16 protein-coding genes are annotated in these 22,908 nt (G+C 44.9%); 9 read left to right on the top strand and 7 right to left on the bottom strand.

Going from position 1 to position 22,908, the window contains the following annotated elements; translation table 11 throughout:
- The first annotated feature begins 72 nt into the window (after window positions 1–72).
- From ACJJI6_RS01005 to rdgC, 3 genes are all read left to right on the top strand, one after another.
- A complete protein-coding gene (locus ACJJI6_RS01005) occupies window positions 73–2,430 on the top strand; it encodes a TonB-dependent receptor domain-containing protein (RefSeq protein ID WP_475712228.1) in 2,358 nt (785 codons plus the stop codon).
- A 172-nt stretch (window positions 2,431–2,602) separates the two neighbouring features.
- Complete coding sequence (locus ACJJI6_RS01000; protein ID WP_475712227.1) at window positions 2,603–3,727, top strand: alkaline phosphatase family protein; 1,125 nt, start codon at window positions 2,603–2,605, stop codon at window positions 3,725–3,727.
- A gap of 187 nt (window positions 3,728–3,914) precedes the next feature.
- The gene (rdgC, locus tag ACJJI6_RS00995; protein WP_475712226.1) at window positions 3,915–4,907 is read left to right on the top strand and encodes a recombination-associated protein RdgC; all 993 of its coding nucleotides are present in this window, start codon (window positions 3,915–3,917) and stop codon (window positions 4,905–4,907) included.
- A gap of 60 nt (window positions 4,908–4,967) precedes the next feature.
- Here the strand turns inward: rdgC and gnd are convergent, their stop codons facing one another.
- The 3 genes from gnd to ACJJI6_RS00980 form a co-directional block, all read right to left on the bottom strand.
- A complete protein-coding gene (gene gnd / locus ACJJI6_RS00990) occupies window positions 4,968–6,488 on the bottom strand; it encodes an NADP-dependent phosphogluconate dehydrogenase (RefSeq protein ID WP_444933768.1) in 1,521 nt (506 codons plus the stop codon).
- 1,276 nt (window positions 6,489–7,764) lie between these two features.
- On the bottom strand, window positions 7,765–10,752 hold the full coding sequence (locus tag ACJJI6_RS00985; RefSeq protein ID WP_475712225.1) for a TonB-dependent receptor: 2,988 nt from the start codon (window positions 10,750–10,752) through the stop codon (window positions 7,765–7,767).
- A 318-nt stretch (window positions 10,753–11,070) separates the two neighbouring features.
- Window positions 11,071–11,586, bottom strand: a complete 516-nt coding sequence (locus ACJJI6_RS00980; RefSeq protein ID WP_444907717.1) for an RNA polymerase sigma factor — start codon at window positions 11,584–11,586, stop codon at window positions 11,071–11,073.
- A gap of 952 nt (window positions 11,587–12,538) precedes the next feature.
- Here ACJJI6_RS00980 and ACJJI6_RS00975 point away from each other — a divergent pair.
- The 6 genes from ACJJI6_RS00975 to ACJJI6_RS00950 all read left to right on the top strand — a co-directional run bounded on the left by ACJJI6_RS00975 (window position 12,539) and on the right by ACJJI6_RS00950 (window position 18,415).
- Window positions 12,539–13,090: an alpha/beta hydrolase-fold protein gene (locus ACJJI6_RS00975; RefSeq protein WP_475713428.1), complete on the top strand. Its 552-nt coding sequence runs from the start codon at window positions 12,539–12,541 to the stop codon at window positions 13,088–13,090.
- An 813-nt stretch (window positions 13,091–13,903) separates the two neighbouring features.
- A complete protein-coding gene (locus ACJJI6_RS00970; RefSeq protein ID WP_475712224.1) occupies window positions 13,904–15,373 on the top strand; it encodes an alpha/beta hydrolase in 1,470 nt (489 codons plus the stop codon).
- Window positions 15,374–15,496: 123 nt separating this feature from the next.
- Window positions 15,497–16,591, top strand: a complete 1,095-nt coding sequence (locus ACJJI6_RS00965; RefSeq protein WP_413662716.1) for a PaaI family thioesterase — start codon at window positions 15,497–15,499, stop codon at window positions 16,589–16,591.
- 134 nt (window positions 16,592–16,725) lie between these two features.
- Complete coding sequence (locus ACJJI6_RS00960) at window positions 16,726–17,259, top strand: DUF2058 domain-containing protein (protein ID WP_413662717.1); 534 nt, start codon at window positions 16,726–16,728, stop codon at window positions 17,257–17,259.
- 8 nt (window positions 17,260–17,267) lie between these two features.
- The gene (locus ACJJI6_RS00955) at window positions 17,268–17,828 is read left to right on the top strand and encodes a DUF1415 domain-containing protein (protein WP_413662718.1); all 561 of its coding nucleotides are present in this window, start codon (window positions 17,268–17,270) and stop codon (window positions 17,826–17,828) included.
- Window positions 17,828–18,415, top strand: coding sequence for an endonuclease dU (locus ACJJI6_RS00950; protein ID WP_444917761.1), 588 nt, complete (start codon window positions 17,828–17,830; stop codon window positions 18,413–18,415). Before ACJJI6_RS00955 ends, ACJJI6_RS00950 begins: the two co-directional genes overlap by 1 nt.
- 68 nt (window positions 18,416–18,483) lie before the next feature.
- On the opposite strand, the gene ACJJI6_RS00945 is transcribed toward ACJJI6_RS00950, so the two are convergent.
- From ACJJI6_RS00945 to ACJJI6_RS00930, 4 genes are all read right to left on the bottom strand, one after another.
- Window positions 18,484–19,353, bottom strand: coding sequence for an alpha/beta hydrolase (locus tag ACJJI6_RS00945; protein WP_444917762.1), 870 nt, complete (start codon window positions 19,351–19,353; stop codon window positions 18,484–18,486).
- Between the two features lie 129 nt (window positions 19,354–19,482).
- A complete protein-coding gene (locus ACJJI6_RS00940) occupies window positions 19,483–20,862 on the bottom strand; it encodes a M23 family metallopeptidase (protein WP_475712223.1) in 1,380 nt (459 codons plus the stop codon).
- A gap of 9 nt (window positions 20,863–20,871) precedes the next feature.
- On the bottom strand, window positions 20,872–22,359 hold the full coding sequence (locus tag ACJJI6_RS00935; protein WP_475712222.1) for a M56 family metallopeptidase: 1,488 nt from the start codon (window positions 22,357–22,359) through the stop codon (window positions 20,872–20,874).
- A gap of 3 nt (window positions 22,360–22,362) precedes the next feature.
- On the bottom strand, window positions 22,363–22,761 hold the full coding sequence (locus tag ACJJI6_RS00930) for a BlaI/MecI/CopY family transcriptional regulator (protein ID WP_475712221.1): 399 nt from the start codon (window positions 22,759–22,761) through the stop codon (window positions 22,363–22,365).
- Window positions 22,762–22,908 lie beyond the last annotated feature (147 nt).

Here is a 22,908-nt window from a genome sequence, read left to right as displayed (position 1 = left end):
GCGCGCAAATAACCCAAGCCACTAACCAGGCTGGTTAACACTTGCTGAATCACTACAAACTGGGGTATCCCGATGAATACTAAAAAGACCTACCTGGCAGCCGCCATTTCAGTGGCCACAATAATGAGTGCCAGTCCCGTGACCGCTGAAGACCTCAGCAACGCACAAATTGAAGAAGTAATGGTTCTGGGCTCCGGTAGCACTTTTAACAGCAGCGAAGTATCTGAGGCAATGCGCAAGCAACAGTCCTCTATCACCAGCGTTAATGCATTGATCGATAACCTCCCCGGTGTCTCAGTCAATGAAGGAGATACTTACGGCTTTGACGACTGGTCAACCAATATCAGTATTCGCGGATTTACTAACAGCTTAGATGAACAGCAAATTGGCACCACCATCGATGGTATTCCCAATGGCGGTTCGAATTACGGTGGAGGCTCAAAAGCAAACCGCTTTGTTGATCCGGGTAATATCGGTTCAATAGAAGTATCACAGGGTACTTCAGATATCGCTTCACGTTCCCACGAAGCCCTGGGAGGCACTATTGATTATCGCACTGATGATCCTTTGGACACACAGCGCAGTCGAATAGAACTGTCCACAGGCGAATTTGATGCACAGAGAGTATATTTTCGCTATGACACTGGTATTTTTGCCGGGAACAGCAAAGCCTGGATCTCATACTCTAACCAGGAAGCGACCGACTGGATTACTGAAACTGCTGAGAATGAACGACAGCACATCGCGGCAAAACTAGTGACCAGCTTGGAAGCTGGTACCATCAAGGCCTACATATCTTACGACGATATCCACGAAGATAATTATCAACGAGTCTATTCGGACGCCCAATTTGAAGAGTTCCCTGAAAACGATTTCCTTACCGGCAACTGGTCCGGTACTCCCTATATCGATCAACTCTATCGCCGTGGCTGGTCTACCTTGCGCGAGAACCTGCTGGCCTACACCCAGTTCGATTTTGACCTGACAGACTCATTCAATCTACAGACCGGACTCTACTACCATAGCAACGAAGGCCGTGGGGACTGGGTGCCCCCTTACCTGGTTGATATTACAGATGACAGCGAACAGGGCGAGTCCGAGTTCCTCGGCGGCTCAACTGCCTATGGCGGTAGCCAGTCGGGCATCATTTATTTTGTTGATGCCAATGGCAATGCCCTTACTTACGATGAAACATGTACAGCGTCAGTCACCAATATCTATGGCGATTCAGGACCAGCCTACAATCCAGATTGCTATGCAGAGGGCGCCATACCCGCGATGTCTTATCGGCACACTCATTATGAGAAAGAGCGTGCCGGACTGACTCTAGACTTTACATACGCTACCACCATCGCCGGGTTGGACAATGAGCTACGAGGCGGCCTCTGGTATGAAGACTCCACCCGTGACGAACACCGCGATTGGCACAAAATCACTGATGCAACTCAGGGTGCCAGTTTCAATTCAACACCCTACTGGGTGCAATACGACCGCAGTTATCCCTCAACCAGCACAAAGTGGTATTTACAGAACTCCCTGACCATCGACACTCTCTCTTTGACACTGGGCGCCAAGCAGTTCTTTGTCGATGTTGAAAGGGAAGATCTGTTTCAGGAGTCTTCCGATGCAAGTGTTGACTCTGATTCAGACACCCTGCTCTCCGCCGGTTTGATTTGGGAAACACCCCTGGAAGGTACAGAGCTGTTCGCAGGCTACGCTGAAAACTTTAAGGCGATTGGAGACAGCGTATTAGAGCGGCCCGATTCAGATCTCGACAATATCGAACCGGAAACCTCAGAGACCACAGAGCTAGGGCTTCGCTATACCGCCGATAATTTCTCGGCAACTGCCACCTATTTTCAAAATGATTTTGAAAATAGGATCATTTTCCTGGATAACAATACTTCCGCAGGTAATAACTATTTGATAGGTACCAATGGGACCTATTTTAATGCCGGCGGAATCGAATCTGATGGTCTGGAACTTTTCCTGGACTACAATTTATCAGAAACTCTAAATCTCTATACATCCTATACCCTGCTGGACACTACCTATATTGGCTCAGGAAACTCAGCAGTAGATGAAACTCAAGGAATAACACCAGGGAATGACGTAGTCGGAATAGCTGATCAACTCTATGTGATTGGCCTGGATTGGAATTCTGAAATATTTTACGGTGGCATCTCCAGTAAGTTTACCGGAGATCGCTTTGTCGACTTAGACAATAGCTGGACAGCTGACTCCTATGTAGTTGTCGATGCCTACCTGGGCATGAATCTGGGAGGATTTAGCCCGGCACTACGGGGAGCCAACCTGAATTTAGTGATAAATAATTTACTGGATGAGGATTACTTAGGAACTGTCGTTTCTGGCGGTGCCTGGATAGGTGCTCCACGGACAGCCTCACTCTCTGCAACTATTGATTTCTAAGATTTTTTTGGCAGCCACACAATCGGCTGGAAATGCCAGCCGATTGTGCGTATGTTTAGTCAAGCAGTAGATTCAAAAATAAAGTGCAATAAATAATAAATATAGTCGAAAAATAATTTTGATTATTTGCGACAAATATAAATAATCCAAAAATATGCAAAGAGCTCTTTCAATGAACAGATTGACTACAGCAATCCTGACCCTGTTTCTTTCTACTCAATCCCTTGCCGCAGACAACCTCGTATTAGTTACTATCGACGGCTTGCGCTGGCAGGAAGTGTTCTCCGGTTATGACCCTGAACTTCTCAACCACACAGAGTTCACTGAAAATAAACAAGACCTTATCAATCACTTTCACGGCGATTCACTCATCGAAAAACGTCAAAAATTATTGCCTTTTATCTGGCAAACAGTGGCTAAAGAAGGGGTTTTAATTGGCAATCGCGACAAGGGGTCTAAAGCACAAGTTACCAATAGCTGGTGGTTTTCCTATCCCGGTTACAATGAGATTTTAACCGGCTCCGCCGACCCCAAAATCAATAGTAATGACCCAACTCCCAATGCCAATACTACCTTTCTCGAGTGGCTAAACAGCAAATCTGAGTACAAAGGCCAAATCGCTGCATTCGGTAGCTGGGGGGTATTCTCCTCGATACTTAATCGTGATCGCAGTGGTATTTACATTAACGCGGGGCTGGAAGCTGCCGATTGGCCAAAATTGAGCCAAAGAGCAGGGTTTCTCAATGATTTGCAGGGGCAACTGCCGGTTTTCTGGGAAAACGTGCGACCCGATGCATTTACCTATGGATTTGCAAAAGAGTACTTAATTAGCAAAAAGCCCAAGGTAATGTACATTGCCCTGGGTGAAACTGACGATTTTGCCCACGATGAGGAATATCACCAGTATCTCCACTCCGCACATCGGAGCGACATGATACTCGCCAAACTCTGGCAGACACTGCAATCTCTTGATCAATACCGAGACAATACCAACCTACTCATTACCGTTGACCACGGGCGTGGCAACACCGCTGAATCCTGGCCCCACCACGCCAGTGGCCCTGCACTGACCCAATACTTCGGTAAAGAAGACCACCCCCACAAAGCGGGTATACCCGGCTCCAATGAAATCTGGATTGCCGCACTGGGCCCAGACATTAAGGCCTTGGGAGAAGTATCCAGGGGAGAAGCCATTTTTCAGGATCAGATAGCCGCAACCGCACTACAACTGCTCGGCCATAAGTCAGAAGAGTTCTCGCAGGATAGTGGCAAAGCAATAGACAGTATTCTCAAATAAACCTTTGTTCAGCCAGGCCTGACAAGTTCGGCTGAACAAATTTTCACCGCCTTGGACCAGTAATATTCTGGAGCTTGATAACAACTTAAAGAACCCATCAATTAAGTGTTAACAGGCTCTAGCTGCCCCGCCCCGGTTTCCGCATAATGCAGGCCGCACTCGCAACTGAAAACAGATGGCCTGATGTATGTGGTTTAAAAACCTCCGTATTTATCGTTTGACGAAAGAATTTTCCCTGGATGCTGAAAAATTGAACGAATTGCTGGAGCCCCATGCATTTGTTCCCTGTGGCAGTCAGGACAGCACTCGCTATGGGTGGGTGCCTCCACTAGGGCGCCACGGCAGCCAGTTGGTGCACGCAACTAATAGCTACCTAATGGTCTGTGCTAAGAAGCAAGAAAAAGTGATTCCTGCTGCGGTAGTCAATGAGAAAGTTGAAGAGCTGGCACAAGCTATTTCTGAAAAAGAAGCCAGGCAGGTAGGTCGCAAGGAGCGGCAAAACCTTAAAGACGAGATTCTCCTTGAAATGCGCCCCAAGGCATTCGCTCGCTCCCGTCTGCAATATGCCTATATTGCACCTCAGGATGGTTGGGTAGTGGTTGACGCCTCTTCTGCCTCCGCCGCCGAGGAACTGCTGGAGAACCTCCGCGAGGCTATCAGTAGCCTTGCCGTGGTACCACTCTCCGCCAAGAACCTGCCACAGCAAACGATGACCCACTGGCTCAGTGCCCCTGAAGCACCGCATCAGTTTGATTTTGGCCACGAATGCGAGTTGCGCGATCCCAAAGACAGCGGCAGTGTTATCCGCTGTAAAAACCAGGACCTCTGTGCCGAGGAAATTCACAATCACTTGGTGGCCGGACTACAAGTGCACAAGCTGGGGCTGACCTGGCGTGGGGGCGTTGAATTCCTGGTAGATGATCAGCTGTCTCTAAAGCGTATCAAGTTCAGTGACGAGCTTCTGGAGAAGGCCGATAGCGCCGATGCAGAAAGCGCAGCCCAGCGATTTGATGCAGATTTTGCGGTGATGACTCTGGAGATCTCAGCCCTGACCAAAGACTTGCTGTCCGCCTTCGGTGGCGTCAACACCGAGTCGGCTAGCGTTGAGGAACTGGTGGCCAAAGCCAGCCGCCAAGAGGCGGAGGCTCTGGCCAAAGAGGTAGAAGAGGTCGTTCTTTAGGGAACTCAGATAGTGATGCGTACCTGAAAGGCACGTATCACCTGCCCCCTACCCCACCAATCAGATCTCAACCATTGGGCGGCCAGGTTCGGTCCACTGGACGTGGTACTTGCGCTGCTCAGGCTGGTCCACACGCGCAAAGGTATGGGCTCCAAAGAAATCACGCTGTCCTTGTAGCAGGTTCGCCGGCAGCGACTCGGTGCGGAAGGCATCGTAGTAATTGAGCGCCGATGACAGGGCCGGCACCGGAATACCATTCAGAGTGGCGCTCGCCACCGCTTGGCGCCAGTTGGCCTGGTGATCCGCAATCTGCTGGGTGAAGAAATCATCCAGCAGCAAGTTGGAAAGCTTGGAATCTCGATCGTAAGCATCGCTGATAGATTGCAGGAACACTGCTCGAATGATGCAACCTGCACGCCAAATTCTGGCAATTTCAGAGAAGTTCAACTGCCATCCCTGCTCCCGCGCAGCCAGCTTCATCAAATCGAAGCCCTGAGCGTAAACACAGATCTTTGCGCAGTAGAGAGCGTCGTGCAGCTGTGCAATCACTTCTTCCCGTTGCTCTGGAGCCACTGGTGTCAACTCAGGCCCTTGCAGTTTCTTCGCTGCGCGGGTACGCAATACCTTCCGGGTAGATAATGAACGGGCGTAAACCGCTTCGGCAATACTCGGGGCCGGACAGCCCACTTCCAGGCTGCTCATGGCTGTCCAGAGACCAGTACCTTTTTGCCCTGCTCGGTCGAGGATAACGTCTACCAGCGGTTGTTCTGTCACGGAGTCCAAGGTAGAGAGCACTTCCGCACTGATATTGATCAGATAGCTGTTCAGCGGGCCTCGATTCCACTCGCGGAATACTTCTGCAATTTCCTCTGGGGCCATACCCAGCGCCGTGCGCATCACATGGTAGGCCTCACAGATCATCTGCATATCGGCATATTCAATACCGTTATGCACCATCTTCACATAGTGGCCTGAGCCTATCGGGCCGATATAAGCCGCACAGGGCTCACCTTCGCGAACCGGGTTGCCAGGCTCAAAGCGCTCAATCGGCTGGCCGCTGGCTTTATCCACTTTGGCGGCAATAGCATGCCAAACTGGCTCAATACGACTCCAGGCATAACGGTCGCCGCTGGGCATGAGGGATGGCCCAAAACGAGCACCCACTTCGCCACCGGATACTGCGGTGGTGAAGAAAATCAATTTGCCTTCATACCGTTTAGCCCGCTCTACAGAGTCGGTCCACAGGCTGTTACCAGTATCAACAACGATATCGTCAGCCTTTAAGCCCGCATCGAGTAACTTGCTGCATACATCATCAACGGGGTCTCCAGCCGGAACCGAGAGAATAATCAAGTGCGGGGCTTTAACCTTCGCCAACAGCTCTGTGTAAGAGTTGCAGGCTTCAACACGCGCAGGCTGATCTCCACGCTCTTTCTTGTCCTGCTCCAGCAGCGCATTCAGCCGGTTGTGATCCAAATCAAAGGCACAGACCCTATAGCCATTGTCGGCCAGGTTCAGGATCAGGTTCTTACCCATCACACCGGCGCCGATAAAGCCAATATCGCACTGTGAATCAGACATCAAGTTCTCCATATAAAGACAGGGGGCTTTCAAGGGCGCGGAGTATAGCAATATGAATCTGGAGCAGGGAGAGCAAAAACCAAACAAAATTGCCTTGAGGGCAGCAAATACAGCCTACAAGGTGTAGAAGCCGATAGCAGGTGGTCCGCTATGGGCAAATACTCCCGACCTGGCACATCTTATCTTTTGGTGCCAACCGGCAATTCAATTGCCCCGACACCAGAGCTCCATAAGTTATTTCAAGTCTATGACGCTTTATAAGAAAAGCTGATAACGAACTGTAAGAGCAAGAATATATCCGCCCAATACGCTAATTGGGGAAATCGCTTCCGATGAGGCTGAGTTTCCTAACGATAACGCAGCCGGTTTCCCCATGTACCGTAAGTGGCACTATCATTACTAACCCATAATCCTCCATCACAACTACTTAATCTGCCTATAAATCCATTTTATCGATTAAATTGAATTTTTAACAAAATCAAGGCATGTGAAATTTAATAAAGTAAAACCCATATTCTTTGGAAATTTGACTGAGAGGGATGACCTTGGACACCCTACTTAACTGAGCTTACTAACAAATGAAAGCCAACAATAAAATAAACCATAAAATACAATCAATCCATTATTTGGCCTTCCAGGATTTATCGCCAATACCTCGATACTGGAATTTCAACATTCGCTTCACTACAGCAAAGCGCAAAATAAAAGCTCTTAACCTTACTGAAAGCAAGAAGTAAATGATGAAAATAAATTGATTTTTTCAGCAAGATGGAACCTCACGATTTATCCTATAAGTGCATGAGCAATACCATGTTCATTAAAAATAGACTTATTAAGACGACAGCCGGTGAATATACTGGAGACCTCATAAGATCTTTGAATTAGCCAAATGGAAAAACCACCTTCAACAGCGCCAAAACTCCCAGCGCAGGTTCAGACAGCTAGAGGGAAATTAATAGTGTAATTTCAACAAACTCTCATTTCATCTATACAGCCTCTAAGCCTATCCCGCCTTAATTAATAGCCCTAGATGCTAACAACACTAGCATTACGGAAACAGTTAATTTATATACCTGCCAACAATAATTAATGACTATTTTTGTAACCCAAAACTCATATGCAGTACGAAAACTGGCAGCGCCCCTAAAGCCAAGCCCGCTAGACTTCAGAAGACATCTATAAAAATGCAAAAATAGGTTGGCAAGAAATCCTCTCACCAACCTACATATTCATTCAATCAAATCTAAACAATGAATCACAGATTTCACCGGATTAATCAAAACCCTTTACTAACACTTAAGCCAACAATACGAGGCTCTAATGTAAACACATTAGTAGTAAGACCTGAATCATCACTATTAGTGAACATATCAGTGATAGGCGCATCATCAAAAATATTCTTCACGTAGAGCTGCATATATAGATCAGAGTCAGGATTGCTGAGGCTAACTGAAGCATTGAGATTACTCCAAGCCTTCAAACGATCATACTCAGTATTATATACACGAGCATAACTTTCCGACTGACGGTAGTAATCTGCTCGTAGAGTTAAATCCCAATTCTCAATAGGAATCGTATGTTCCACTCCGAAATTAACGGTGAAACGTGGTGCGTTGGGCAACTCATTTCCACTTAAATCAGCAGCAAAACCACGCCCCCCATTAGGTGCATCGGTTAGCGGGTTGTAGGAATCAACTCCATAATTGATATCATGGCGCAATGCATCCGAGACTTCGATTTCTGGAGAGAATGAACCATACTGGGCGGAACCCGCACAAAGCGACCAAATAGCGAAAATATTAGGCGCTGCCATAACCGTTTCAACTAAATCCACAGGTGCAATACAGTTAGACGGCACCTGGATGCTAGGACGAACCAGTACCCAATCTTCATTGCCCTGAGTACGATCCATCACGTCAACAGATTCCTCTCCGTCTGCAATTCGGGTTTTTAGGTACCCTAAATTCATATCTATTCGTGTTGCATCTGTAAGCTGCCAAGCCAGCTCAAGCTCAAGCCCCATAGTTTCCGCATCAAAATTCTCATTGAGAGAAATTCTGTCAACAATTTGAGAGACTTGATAGTCGGTATAATCGTAGTAAAAGGCACTAGCATTAAGCGATAAGCTACCATCGAAAAGAATGTTCTTACTGCCAAACTCAATTGCGTTGACAAACTCCGGCTCAAAAGAATCTTCCAGGGGCTGAAACTGTACTATTGCTGGATCAACCTCGGCTCGGGGAGGGTTAGTACCACCACCTTTATAGCCGTGCGCAAAGGACATATAGAGCATAGTTTCATCCGTAAAGGGCAGATCCGTTCTCCAGTCCAAAACTGCACGCCCGGTGTACTCCTTCCAGTTCTGAGTAGCCGGATCACCTTCCGGATAGCCTCGATGGACAAGCCCCCCGGAGACTTCACCGGAGGAGACTTCCCCCGTTACCGGATCATAAAAAGTACCTAACAATAGCTGACTGGGTACCGGAGTAGAGCGCTTGCGATCATTTGTATAGCGAAGGCCGGTAGTTAGCTTTACATCATCATTAATTTGCCAATAAGTTTCACCAAATAATGCCCAAGAATTAACTTCCACCAAATTTCGGCTCAAGAAATAGTTATGTCCTTCCTCATCAATGTTTTCTATCGAGTTAGGGTCAACATAAATACAATCTGAACCAACATTTACTTCTGGATCAGTACAGTTTTGAAATACTAAGTTGAAATTTTCATCGCGGTCGGCATTATATAGATATTGCGCCACCATACTAAATATATTATTGAATACAAAATAGTCATCTTGGGTTTTAAAGTCTAAATAGTTTGTGCCCACTGAAAAATTCCAAGGACCATCGAAAGATGTCTGCAATCGGAATTCCTGGCTCCACTGTTTATTATCTGATCGACTAATATCAACCGCCAACAGTCCTTCAGAGGGCCCCAACTGTGGATCAGTAAAAACTCCCCCCGGTGTAGGTTCTAAATTACCCCCATCATTAAAGATGGGATCTGAAACATAACGATTATAATCTTGGGATGAATAGTAATCGTCCTTAGCATAAGTCGACTGAGAGTAAAATGTGAGAGAGTCTGTCAGGCCCCATTCGAAGTTCAGTTGCACTAAGTCATTCTCTGCGCGAAATACCGGATCATAACTGGTTTCAATTTTACGAAGATCACGCGACTGTGTTGAATTCGCATAAGGGTCAGTAAACCAGTCAATTACCTGACCATAGCTAGTGATAATTAATCCGGTAGCCAAGACGCTCGCAAAACCCTGGGCATTGGGTGCGCTGTAAGCGTCATCACTATAAATCGAGCTAGGCAGACAACCCTGACTAAAAAACACTGGCGTAAAGCCTGTTAGTTCAGTATCACCAATATGTGTTCGGCCTGGATCTTTTGTACAAAGTTGCTTGCCCGTGCGCGAGCGCCGATCATCTTCTTCAAAGTGCTGCCATATTAAGTTGGCACTAAAGGATTCACTGGGCTCCCACTCAAAGATTGCACGAGTAGAATATAGATCGCGGTCATTAACATCGTTACCGGTATAAGTGTTGTAATCAAAACCATCACGCTTAGTCATGGCTCCAGAGAGACGCAACGCCATGGTCTCCCCCAATGGGATATTAAACATTCCGCTGGCGCGTTTGGTGTTATAACTGCCCACCTCCGCCTTGATCTCAGAGGCAAACTCATCTCCAGGCATAATTGGCAGCATATTAACTACGCCAGCTGTCGCATTGCGGCCATAAAGTGTACCTTGGGGGCCACGCAAGACTTCAACCCGTTGCACATCAAAGAATTCTTGCTCAAATAATCGATTGCGAATTAAAGGAGCATTGTTAAAGCTCACAGCAACCGCCGGGTCTGAAGCAGCAGAAACAGCTTTAGTGCCTATACCGCGAATAGAGAAGTTATAGGTGCTGAAGTTGGATTTGGAAAAATTGGTATTTGGGACAGCTCGTAGCAACTCCTCCCCCCGCTCAATCTTAAGGTCATCCATACTGTCGCCACTGAGTGCAGATACTGCAATGGGTACATCTTGAATACTCTCTTCAATCTTCTGCGCAGTAACCGTGATCTCCTCAATCGCCTGTCTTGGGTGTTTGCTTTCTTCACTCTCCTGGGCGCTGGAAATGGTAGGAACAACTGCAATTGCCAAAGAGGCAACAATGGAGCTGTACCAAGGAGTAATTTGGCATGAATGTCCAGATTGATAAATCGCTTGTGCAATCAATGTTTTCTTTTTGACAGGTTTCATCATCACACTACGTCTCTCTTTATTGTCGGTATTATTGGGTTATTGACCTGATATAAACCTATTTCAGGTTTAACAAAACTTAAGACGCGAGAGCTAAAAGAAAGGGGGGATAAAAAATAAATTTGATTTTCTGGGGACTAAAGCAGAATTATTAACTAAATATTTCGAAAGCTGCAACAGTTAGAACTAAAAAACCAAAACTCTAGCGTAGCGATAGCAGAATCACTCACCAAAAAATTTCTAGTTGAGCTTATTGCTCCGTTAGACATCTACTCGAAAGAAGGTCACAACCTACAGCACAATATGACCTATTTTGCGCCATCAAGGGGCTTCCTCTGCCACCTGCCTAACCTTGGTCAAGGCACGTTGTATTAATTCTTTAACCGAATCCTTAGAGATTCCCATTTGCTCCGCAATTGCTTGATAAGTCATTCCCTCAAAGCGATGATAGCGAAAAGCTGTACCAGCTCTTGGCGGCAATCCTAAAATAGCTTCCAGCACTCGGGTATAAGCCTGTATTCCCATCACCGTCCGTTCCGGACTAATCATGTAAGGGATGTCGACTTTGTGATCAATAGAGTCATGTAACCCTCCACACCTAGACTTTTGACGCCTACCATGACTAATCAAAAGATTTCTTGCCATGGCATAAATGTAAATTCTTGGGTTTTCGATTTGCCCTCCATACTTTTTGATACGAATATATAACTGAATAAAAACCTCCTGAACTAGATCATCAACATCAGATAGATTAACTCGGGAAGAAAAGTAACGTTTCAAATCCAATCCATACTCACCAACCCACTGCGTCACATCATCCTGATAAAAGTTTTCCATTTTTCTAGTGAACCATCTCGTGTGACCGACCGGTTTCCCTGAGCTTCTGGAAAATTTTGCAATACTTAGTACAACTTACAGAGGCTCTCTAGAGACAATAAACAAAACAAACCATCGATCAATTATTTTTTGGTCAAATTATTTTTGTAGTACAAAACCAGCCTTCTTTTCAAAATCGAGTATCAACTAGCTAAACCGATATAAGTCTTTAGTTTTACTAAAGTTAACTTCCCCTAAAAACACAGGGAGTAGACAAAAAACATACGATAAACGACCACCTCCAGTGACTGGAAAAAAGTAACGCCTAAATTACAAGCATAGAGAGGTATTACTATGAACTTCAGCGCCTAAAGGCTAATCAAATCGTAGACTATTAACCTTCAAAAGGAGGGAAAATAAAAGAGGGGAAAATGGAACAAGTACTTGGATAATTGTAGATATGAAAAAGTTACATTACGAAATATAAAAATAGAATTACTTACTTCTTCCGTTTTTGTAGTAGTAAAGTAGATTTTTACACTTCCACAGAAACATTGAGAGCTTCATACTCTTTATCTTATTACAAAAAAAATTGCTATCTTTTGAATAAATCTTATGCGAACAGTTTTCAAGATGAATCATTTCTATATGCTAGAGTACTTTCCTGACTTTTTGTTCACGCCGGCATAGTCGCAACTGGGAAAGAAAATGACACTTTCGTTTATAGAGCCTGTCAAGCCACTATACAAAAAGTACAAGCGTTTTATCCGTGCTAAAGCCCTGAGAGGGCCCTAAGCAACCTTGTTTTGCACTCTCAGCCTTTGTTCAGCCCCTTCACTTTCAGTGAACGCAGACATCTCACCGTTCCAAATTCCTCGAAGCAGCAGCCTGGAGTTAAAGATCCTATCAGTACTAGGTCCTATTCACTTTACGTTAAGTTACCTAAGAGTTACGAAAGTACCCTCGACTAACGATATCCTTTAGTTCTAATGATCGATGCAGACTCAGCTCTTCAGACCATTTCAGGTGCAACTCAAGTGCCCATGGATTTTGGCAAGCTGCAGGAAGTCATTTTGGTTGGACTATCTTACTCAAAAGGGTCAAAAATCATGCCTGCCGTATTCGGGTCTTTCCCCCCACCAACGATAAAAACTGCAAATATTTAACTGGCAAGGCCTATGAGCATGCCAGTTTTATCCATGACGCCATTTTACCCTTCCTAGCACGATCATATCGCCTATCTGACAGTGGGCACACGTTTATAGGGCACTCTCTAGGCGGGCTATTTGGCACATATATGTTGCTTACCAGGCAAAGCGGCTTTGATAACTATATCCTCAGCAGTCTATCAGTGCGGCACGATCGTGCAAGAATCTTTAACATGAAAGCTACTTTCAGCTCTAATTACCGAAAGGTGTTTATTGGATTTGGTGCTATAGAAACTCCAGAAAAAAGCCAAATTCGCAACGACATGGTAAGGGGAGCGAGGCAGCCCCAAAGAAAATTAGTCATTGAAGAAGGCTAGAGATAAGCCCCCGACTGCTCATTATTCCAGAAGCAAATCATGGCACTTCATTTCCAACTACTGCCATTTAGGACTTGGCTTGCTATACAGAACGAGAATGTAAGAGCAATAAAAATATGAACTACTAGATGACAGTTTTATCAATACAAAGGTCTTTTATATCAACGATATACAACCACTAAAATTTATAAAAATCTCATAGGCGTGATGAACAAACCAAAGATAAAAAGGCTATCCTTATTGTTATAGCTGGCATTTTTTCATTGACACTATAGCCTCACTTTACCAAAGCTATTATCTAGGGATGATGAATTTCAAATCGCCATACGATTCGCTCTCAGACACCCTACTTCAGGTAAAATATCTACATCAGAGGCGCCCCATGAATCTGAGCATAATGATTTTATATAACAACCCATAATACCTGAACACTTGCCACCCCAGGCGTAGAACCATTTTTTAGTTATTTAAGAGCAAGAGCTTAATTGCTATATAGTGAATTTAAAGAAAGCTAGCTTTCATAGAGTAGCAATATTGCCTATCATTGATTATAACCTTGCACGGACCCCATAAGCCCATTAGTACTGGGGTTTAAACATCCACCTACTATTTTTCGGACTTCTGTCTGACAGACTAATTAAACCGAAATCCCTAGTGAGAGGTTAATAGCTTATATTACCGATATTCACGGGGTATCTATATAGAGAAAACCCCCATGAGTTCTCGAATAAACTTTTTATCCACTTGAAAATAAGAGCCCGATCTAAAACAATAACATTCGCCTAAGTTCGACAATAAGGAAGTATCGAAACAATGAAAAATAATGCCAAAAAAGCACATCTTTTCGCTCCGCTAATAATAATGCTATCACTGAGCCCTGTCAGCGGATCAGCAAAGTCCATTAACAATGAAAAACCGCACACCTTTACTACATGGAGCAAACAAACTGCAGAGGGCTATCAAGGCTTTATTGAGGTACCAGAAGATCGCACTAAGAAAGATAGCCGTAATATCACCCTCCAATATGTAAGGTTTCCTGCAACTGGAAAGAAAGTGGGCCCACCAATAATCTACCTAGCAGGCGGCCCTGGTGGCTCAGGAATTATGGCCGTTAACTATCGCTTTGATATGTTTATGGCATTGCGACAATTTGGTGATGTTATCGCATTAGATCAACGTGGTAGCGGCCGTTCCAATGACCTTCCCAATTGTGAATCCAAGCAAATTGTACCTTCCCTTGAACCAATCACCGATACCCAGTATATCAACTACCACCGCAAAGCCCTAAAAGAGTGCTTACATTTTTGGGAGCTTAATGGTGTAAACCTAACTGCTTATAATACCCTCGAAAATGCCCGAGATCTTGATGCCATACGGAGCCATTTGGGTGCAGAGAAAATAGTATTGTGGGGCACCTCCTATGGAAGCCATCTCTCTTTGGCAGCGGTAAAGGAGATCGAAGGCTCTATTGATAAGCTAATTTTATCCAGTGCAGAGGGTTTGGACCAAACTATCAAGCTGCCCGCCCGAACAGATTACTATCTAAACCGTCTACAACAGGCAATCAATCAGCAACCCGCAGCAAAAACAGCCTATCCAGATATAAAAGCACTTATAGGCCGAGTTCATAAAAGACTTGAGTCACAACCATTGAAAATTAAAATCCCTCAGCGGGATGGCAGGGAAGTCGAATACCTCCTGCAGCGTAGGGATATGCAACAACTAGCCTCGGCATTCATTGCGGACCCTAAAAGTGTCAGCTATCTACTCAGGTTTTATCGCGATTTGGACCAAGGAGATACATTAAGTTTCGACAAGGTGCCCAGACGTTACTTTCCCAATGAATTTCTGCAACCAGGCATACCCATATCCCTGCGCCCGATGCCGACGGCGATGGATATAGCCTCTGGAATTGATATGAAGCGTAAAGCACAGGTTGTAGAGCAGGCACAAAAATCTCTACTGAAAGACTACCTAAATTTCTCTCTGCACTACGATAATTTAGCGCCAGAGTTGGATCTTGGGGATAAATTTCGGGAAAAGCCAGTCAGCAATATTCCGGTATTACTATTTAGCGGGACCTTGGACGGAAGAACTTACCTGGAAGGTCAATATGAAGCCATTTCAGGGTTCAAAAACGCCACTAAAATAACAGTCGAAAATGCAGGGCATAATTTATTAATGGCTTCCCCTGAAGTCCAGGATGCGATAAACCTATTTATGGAAGGGCAGCCTATCCCGAATACCCATATCGTAGCCAAACTACCCAACTTAGCTCCATAACCAGTATCCGCCGATCGATAGCTGCGCTGTTAGGGTAAAAGACTCTTCCGCAGCTTTCTCCCTTTTTCGCATCCAACAAACCCTCACATTACCCTTGTCCTAGAAGCAACTGGAGGCTGGGGGATGACCAATATCACCGACGAAGTCCATCGTGGTGCCATCTGTGACCTCAGGGCGTTGCAGCAACCTGGTCTCGACACCTTTAAACGTTACATTCGCGGCAGCTTACCCGGGCCCCCTTTTTGGCGACTAACGGGTATGACTCCCACCGAGGCCGGCCTTGGTAAGGCCACCTATTCTATGCCTATTACGCCGTGGCTAGCTGATGGGACCGGGATCTATTGGGGGGGGATCTATGCCATGTTTGCAGACGCCCCCTTGGCCTCCGCAATATGGACAACCTTACCCGCTGGTAAAGTCTTGAGCACATCAGAATTAAATATGTGCTTTATTCGACCCATCACTAGCAGTACACAAAATATTGTTGGTAGAGCTACGACCGTTCATTCAGGCAACCAGGTGGGGCTCTCAAGTATTCAGATTAACGATCAGGAGGGGAGAACCCTCGCTTTCGGTAGCACTCGCTGCCTTATTGCCGACTTTCCAGTCAACCCAGATCAGGAGCTTCCAATTCCCGACCTAGGACCAACAGATACACCTGACCCTTATCTTCGCCCTCCTCCAAAAACGTTCTTTTGCGACATGGCACACTTACCGGAGCAAGTCCCTATCGAATTGCAGAGAACCACGATTAGTGAGGGGCGAACTCACCCTATCTGGATGCTCACAGGTTACCGCGCAATAGAGGTTGAAAATGGTCGCTGTATCTCGACTATGCCCTCCTCTCCCTGGTTCTCCAATGGGACCCTTTCTATATATGGTGGACTTTTGGCATGGGCCGCAGATTTCACCATGGGAGGCGCGGTCTACTCCACACTGCCTGCAGGATCTATATTCGCTACTCTGGACATGCATATCCGCTTTGCTCGCCCAGCCAAGCTCAACAGTGGCGACTTGATTCTGGAGGCGCAGGTACTCCACCGCGGCCGGCAGCTGAGGGTATCCTCTTGCAACATTGATACTCCCAGTGGCAAGCGGGTGGCTATTGCTACTGGCTCAGCCCTGGTAATTCCAGGGGGCGCTCAAATGCTGAGTGACGGCAAGGAACCCGATGAAATCATCGCAACTGCTACCTCCGGTAAGCCTTGGACACCATAAAAATCTTTAGCGGTAGTTGGACCATCTTCAGGTAAAATACCCTCACAAACTATCAACCCATATGGTTGGTGAAAATTTGATCAGGCATACCTGTAAAGGCTGCCGAAACTTTAGACTTTCACGGGGAAGAGACTATGGCCTCATTGCAAGACCAACTACTCCAAGCAGGACTTGTCGATAAAAAGAAAGCCAAACAAATCAGCAAAGATAAACGGAAGCAACAGAAAGTTGCGAAGAAGTCTTCACAACCCCAGATTGATGAAACAAAGCTAGCAGCACAAAAGGCTCAAGCAGAGAAAGCCGCTCGTGATCGCGCCCTCAATGCCGAGCGCGATGCGGCTGCACAGCAGAAAGCTATTGCCGCGCAAATCAAGCAATTGGTGGAAAAAAATCGCCAACCTTATTCTGGTGAAATTACTTATAACTTCACTTTCGACAAAAAAATCAAAACCATCTATGTCAGCGAAGAATTAAGGGATCACTTGATTGCGGGGCGCCTGATGATTGTTGTCCAGGGAGAACAATTTGAGTTGGTTCCACGGGTTATTGCCGAGAAAATTGCGGAGCGCAATAGCGATATCGTAATCAGGCCTGCTGAAAGTTCAGCAGTGGTAGATGAAGATGATCCCTATGCAGACTTTCAGATCCCCGATGATCTTATGTGGTAAGCAGTCAAATGGAAAAAGCTGTTACTCAGGCGGTAGAACAATGGCTTACTGATGTGGTTGTCGGTCTCAACCTCTGCCCTTTCGCACGCAAACCTCTGCGTGCAGGGCAAATTCGACTCAAGGTGAGTCCTGCCACAGGAGACGAGGCGCTACTCAGTGATCTATTGTCGGAATTACGTCGGCTCGATACCACTTCGGAATCTGAATTGCTTACCACCTTATTGATTATCCCTAATCACCTAGGGAAATTCAGCGACTACAACCAGTTCCTGGATTTAGCAGAGTGGTTACTGGAACGCAACGACTATGTAGGCACCTATCAATTAGCCAGCTTCCACCCAGATTATCAATTTGCTGGCACTGCAGCCGCCGATGCAGAAAACCTAACTAATCGCGCACCCTATCCTATCTTACACCTGCTGAGAGAAGAAAACCTGGAAAAAATGATTGATCTATATCCAGATCCAGAGAGTATTCCAGAAAATAATATCCGTCGTATGGAATCATTAAGCCATGAGGAAAAACTAAAGTTATTTCCCTACTTATTTCTTCAGGGCAACAAGAAATAATGAAGCCTCTGGCAGAATTATTACGATTAAGGAAGCAGATCCGAGTTATCGGTTTTGATGACGCCCCTTTTGAAAAACGAAGGGGCGCGCCGGTAAAAGTAAGCGGTATTGTCTGCACCAAAACTCGCTTTGAGGGAATGCTTTGGGGGCAGGTAAGCAAAGATGGGATGGAAGCTACAGAAACACTTGCCACACTGCTGAAAGAAAGTAAATTCTACAGCCAGGTAAATGCCGTATTGACCGATGGAGTAGCAGTGGGTGGTTTCAATATTATTGATCTACCCAAGCTGGCCGATATCTTACAGCGCCCTTGTATCGCGTTAATGCGAAAACCACCAGACATTCAAGCCATTGATAAAGCGCTGCAAAATTTTCCTGACTATCTACTGCGTAAAGAAACCCTGATGAAAGCTGGGAGTATCCATAACTACAATAACTTCCATTTTCAAGTGCAGGGATGTAAACCGGAGATTGCCGCCCAGGTGTTAGAGCAAACCACTGACACTGGGTATGTCCCTGAAGCTCTACGTTTAGCCCATATGATTGGCGCGGCAGTAATGACCGGACAAAGTGGCAAACGCGCATAATTCCAATAGCATAACAGATCTACCATTTGTCACGGGCAGCTATAGCTCTTCTTTTACCGCGAGAATTATTATATTGCCCACAAATCCTGATATACCCACCTTAAACCTTTTGCCAACCCCACCGGGAAAGTGGAATAGTGGTCCGTACCGCTCACCACCTCTCCACTAAGCTTTAATCCACGATAATTACGCGACTGTAATTTAGCAAGAAATCTCTTATGCCCATCTACCATATCATTACGCATGTGGCTCTTTTGTATTGTCTCCAAAGCGCCAGTGGCAATATAGACGTTTACAGGCAGTGTGTTGTTATGGCTTGCATATTTATTCTCCAAATCAAAGATCATTTCACCCTTAAACCAAAGAGAAGGACTTGTCAGGATATAAGTGGAAAACAACTGTGGATTGGTAAGTAATACCCAAGCACCAAAAGATCCACCCAGTGAATGACCTGAAAGAATCCTACGTGTGGGATCCCCCCTAAAGCTCCCCTCAATAAAGGGCATTACTTCTTTTTCAATAAACTGTAAGTACTTACTGGCTCCACCAGTTGTATAACGCTTCCACCCACTATCGACTACGGGCGTGAGATCTCGAACTCGACTATACTGCCCGTTTTCTCCGTGAGCGAATGAAATAGCAACTACGATGGCTTTATCCATATCCTTAAAGTGTGTAACACCCGAGGCAACCTTAAATGTATGAGGCCCATCATTAAGGTAAATTATCGGGTAGGTCTTATTTTTATTGTCATCGTTCGAGTAACCTGATGGTAACTTCACGTACAAGTCGTATTTGCGTTTGAGAATATCAGAGTCAACTGTGTATATTTTAGATCCACTTAACTCAAAAGATTCAGAAACCTTGGTAATGAGGGGCTTTGCAATTAGTGAATTAGACAGCACCAGAATGGCTATCAGCAGAATAGCTCTAATCATATTTAACCTATTTTAATTTTATACTCAATATTGCTTTAAGAAAAAATTCGCTACCAACAAAATGTAAGTCAGTTAAACCCTGAATATAATAAGGTGAGAGAGAAATAAAAAAGATAAAGAAAAGCCTAATTATGAATCAAACTGATTTGGTTGAGCGTACTTTATCAATTCATCTTGAATCTTTTGAACCTGTTGAGAAAATTGATTTAAAGAATCTCCTACCAGCCCCTTACTAATAGGAAGGTCAAGCCTTAATGGATCAACAGCCGTACCATTTTTATGAATCTCATAGTGCAAGTGACGCCCCTGCACACGACCTGTAGCGCCAAGGTAACCGATTACCTGCCCCTGTTTTACTCTTCCCCCTTTACTAATTCCTTTCGCGTACCCCTTAAGGTGCGCATAAATAGTCTTTATCCCGGAGCCATGGCGAATACGAATATAGTTGCCGAAACTACCAAAATAAGAAGCTCGCTCAATAATACCATCACCTGCAGCCAATATCGGCGTACCCAAAGGGGCTCCAAAGTCCAAACCTTTATGTACTCGGGTATACCCTAGGACTGGGTGCTTGCGGCGTCCAAAATAAGATGACAACCTTGCATTCTCTAATGGAGTACGCATTAGAAACCCTCTAGAGCCTTGGCCATCAGGGTAAAAATAATCTACCCCCTGAGGCCCCTCAGTAGAAAACCGATATAAACTTATCTTTTCTCCACTAAGAATAAGCTCAGCAAATAAAATTCTATTTAGTTTTTCCTTTCCAGTTTGGCTATTGAAAAAGGTATCATAGAAAACAGAGAATTGATCACCTGCTCGAATCTGCCGTTGAAAATCTACGGAATAACTAAATATTTCATTTAGTTTTGTGAGCACAGAATTAGATAGGCCAGACTCTTTTCCACTTTGGTATAAACTGCCCGAAATTTCACCTTTAACGTAGTATTTCCTGGCATCGACAGGAGATTCAAATTGATTAGCTCTATAATTGTCTCCATGTCTAACCAACTCCAAACTCTCTGCAAAGCCAACAACCAAGGTAAGCTTATTAAGCTTTCCAGTGGTATCTATTGTTAAGTTAAATTCCTTACCAACTGGTAGAATACTGACATTGACATGTTCCGACAAAGCCTGAATTATTTTATACGCTTCTGCACGATCGACTCCACTATCCACCAATAGTGATAAAACCCCTTGGTTTTTAGCTAGTTGAACTTTTTTTGTGCGCTCTAGATATTCTTCCTCAACTCTATATGGAGGGGCCACCTCCCTACACTGCATCCCTTCATCTTGATGCACCAGGGATAGATCATTGAGTAGGGGCAATGTAAAAGATAAATCATGTTGTACCGATTTAACATTGGAATGGTTTTCCAATAACGGCCCTGCTATCGCCAGTGATTGAATCGACAAAAGAACCAGCAAAAAAGCCATCCTCCAGATATCGATCAGAAAGAAAATAGTTAATCGCCTCACAGGTAACCCTACTTTTCTTAAGTAATAAATCACACTCCCCCCTTACTTCGCAAGCAAAGTTTCTGGGTTGATTCGCTTGCCTTCTTTGATAAGTTCAAAGTGAAGATGTGGCCCTGTTACACGCCCTGATATACCCACAGTTCCTATCGCCTGGCCGGCACGTACTGACTGCCCTGCCTCAACCTCCCGCTCATTTAAATGGGAGTACAGAGTTTTCGTATTATTACCATGATCAATAATTATGATTTTCCCATAATTTTTATGCTTATAATCATCAGTAGAGACTATTACAACACCACTTTCAGCTGAAACCACCGGAGTACCAATCGGTGCCGCAAAGTCAGTACCTTCATGGGTTTTTTTGCGAATTTTACTGAAATCACCAAAAGGGCTACTAATACGGGCACTCTCAACCGGGACTGTCAATTTGGTAATCTCCACTGAAGCCATTGTTAATCCCGGTTTTAACAGTAGCCCTCCGAGTATTAAAATGGTTGAAAAACTGCAGAACAACATAGCGCGTAAATAGACACCTAATTCGCCATTATTAGCCCCCGCCCTTGAGGCTTCCATAATATTCAAAAGTCTGCGTCGGAAAAAAGGAGCCTGACTCGTACCACCAGAGAAAGAGAAAGCTACAACCCAGTCACTTGTTCTTTGTGAAGAGTTCCGTCGAAGAGTGTCAATCATTGCTTGTGCATAAACACGGTGCAATTCTCGCTTACATGACTTTAGAACTTCGCGATCGCACCCCAACTCTATCGCCCAGCTGAATCGAGACTTCATCCAACCTAAGAAGGGATTGAACCATAGGATGCAAGTAAATATATGCACAATCAGAATCAACAAGGGGTCAAGCCTTTTCAAGTGCATAATTTCATGCTCAATGATTAGATGACGCTCCGTTTCATTCATTGATAAAATATAGGAGGGAAGCACCAATTTACGACTGAATAGCTGCATCACAAATGGTGTAATCGTTGAGTGTGTTATAAACACCTGAGTCTTACTTCCGATTAGAAAATCACTTTGAGATGAAGTAAAAAACTGGTCAAATTTAACAACAGAAAGCTTATTATTTGCTATTAAACTCAATTTCTTACCATAGAAAAACTGACTCACTACCGTTTTAGATAAGGTAAAAAACACCCCGCACAGATATATAAGCAACCAAAGAAAAGCCAGTAATTTAACAGAACTTAAAGAGGTCGATACATACTCATCCAGAACTATGTTAATTGGTGGTATAGAGGTAGCCTCATAAGCTGGCGGTAATTCAAAATTCAGATCCGGAGCCATACCCAACGTTAACTGGTCGCTCAATTGCGCAAGAAAAAATGGGGAACCGGCAGCGACCATTGCACACAACCAGAAACTTCGCCAATGGTATATCGCATTAAAGCTATTTTTATTTCTAGCTGTTGCCAGCCAAATAACAATAAAAACCAACCCCGCCCACAATATTGAGAAGAAAGAAGTAACTAGAAAATCCAGTGCAAATGGTAGAACTGTAGAGACTATCTCGGCCATAGCCTATTCACCATCCTTCTTGACCGGCTCAGAGTCAGGCCAGGAATTGAGTACTGCCTGAAGCTCCTCGATATCTTTATCACTCATTAACTTACTGCCGGCAAACATCGACACAGGAAGGGGACCATCAAGCTCCAATACTCTTTCAGCGAAATCTTTTGCATATGACGCCAAAGTTTCCACCTTCTCAATCGCAGGGCTATAAACATGGATTCCATGGATCTCAGATTGAGCCACAAACGACTTATCCCGCATCCGATCTAGTGTCTTTCGAGTAGAGGAGTATGACCAACCCAATTCAGGTCCCACCCGATCATGTAATTCTCTGGCACTCAGCGGTTCTCGCCTCCAAAGGGCTTTCAACAGCGCAAGTTCTGATGGGGACGGTTTTACCTTTTTCATTTTATCTTCCCGTGTGACAGTCAGGGCTAGTGTGCGACAAGTGTCGCATTCGGTCAACCGCCCTGTAGGGAAACTTGTTAGGTTGTTTTTTATACAGCCAGGATCGTAAACAGTTTTTGCCAGCTGGCAAAAAGTTAAAAGCTATCG

The sequence above is a fragment of the Microbulbifer maximicatervae (SeqCode) genome, from assembly GCF_056232625.1.
This window is presented reverse-complemented; position numbering and strand designations above follow the sequence as displayed.

What these genes read in the sequence shown, in the direction of transcription:
- gnd (WP_444933768.1), bottom strand. Translation starts at nt 6,488, where the DNA reads ATGTCTGATTCACAGTGCGATATTGGCTTTATCGGCGCCGGTGTGATG.
- ACJJI6_RS00955 (WP_413662718.1), top strand. Translation starts at nt 17,268, where the DNA reads ATGGAAAAAGCTGTTACTCAGGCGGTAGAACAATGGCTTACTGATGTG.
- ACJJI6_RS00960 (WP_413662717.1), top strand. Translation starts at nt 16,726, where the DNA reads ATGGCCTCATTGCAAGACCAACTACTCCAAGCAGGACTTGTCGATAAA.
- ACJJI6_RS00965 (WP_413662716.1), top strand. Translation starts at nt 15,497, where the DNA reads ATGACCAATATCACCGACGAAGTCCATCGTGGTGCCATCTGTGACCTC.
- ACJJI6_RS00970 (WP_475712224.1), top strand. Translation starts at nt 13,904, where the DNA reads ATGAAAAATAATGCCAAAAAAGCACATCTTTTCGCTCCGCTAATAATA.
- ACJJI6_RS01005 (WP_475712228.1), top strand. Translation starts at nt 73, where the DNA reads ATGAATACTAAAAAGACCTACCTGGCAGCCGCCATTTCAGTGGCCACA.
- ACJJI6_RS01000 (WP_475712227.1), top strand. Translation starts at nt 2,603, where the DNA reads ATGAACAGATTGACTACAGCAATCCTGACCCTGTTTCTTTCTACTCAA.
- rdgC (WP_475712226.1), top strand. Translation starts at nt 3,915, where the DNA reads ATGTGGTTTAAAAACCTCCGTATTTATCGTTTGACGAAAGAATTTTCC.
- ACJJI6_RS00950 (WP_444917761.1), top strand. Translation starts at nt 17,828, where the DNA reads ATGAAGCCTCTGGCAGAATTATTACGATTAAGGAAGCAGATCCGAGTT.
- ACJJI6_RS00935 (WP_475712222.1), bottom strand. Translation starts at nt 22,359, where the DNA reads ATGGCCGAGATAGTCTCTACAGTTCTACCATTTGCACTGGATTTTCTA.
- ACJJI6_RS00980 (WP_444907717.1), bottom strand. Translation starts at nt 11,586, where the DNA reads ATGGAAAACTTTTATCAGGATGATGTGACGCAGTGGGTTGGTGAGTAT.
- ACJJI6_RS00930 (WP_475712221.1), bottom strand. Translation starts at nt 22,761, where the DNA reads ATGAAAAAGGTAAAACCGTCCCCATCAGAACTTGCGCTGTTGAAAGCC.
- ACJJI6_RS00985 (WP_475712225.1), bottom strand. Translation starts at nt 10,752, where the DNA reads ATGATGAAACCTGTCAAAAAGAAAACATTGATTGCACAAGCGATTTAT.
- ACJJI6_RS00945 (WP_444917762.1), bottom strand. Translation starts at nt 19,353, where the DNA reads ATGATTAGAGCTATTCTGCTGATAGCCATTCTGGTGCTGTCTAATTCA.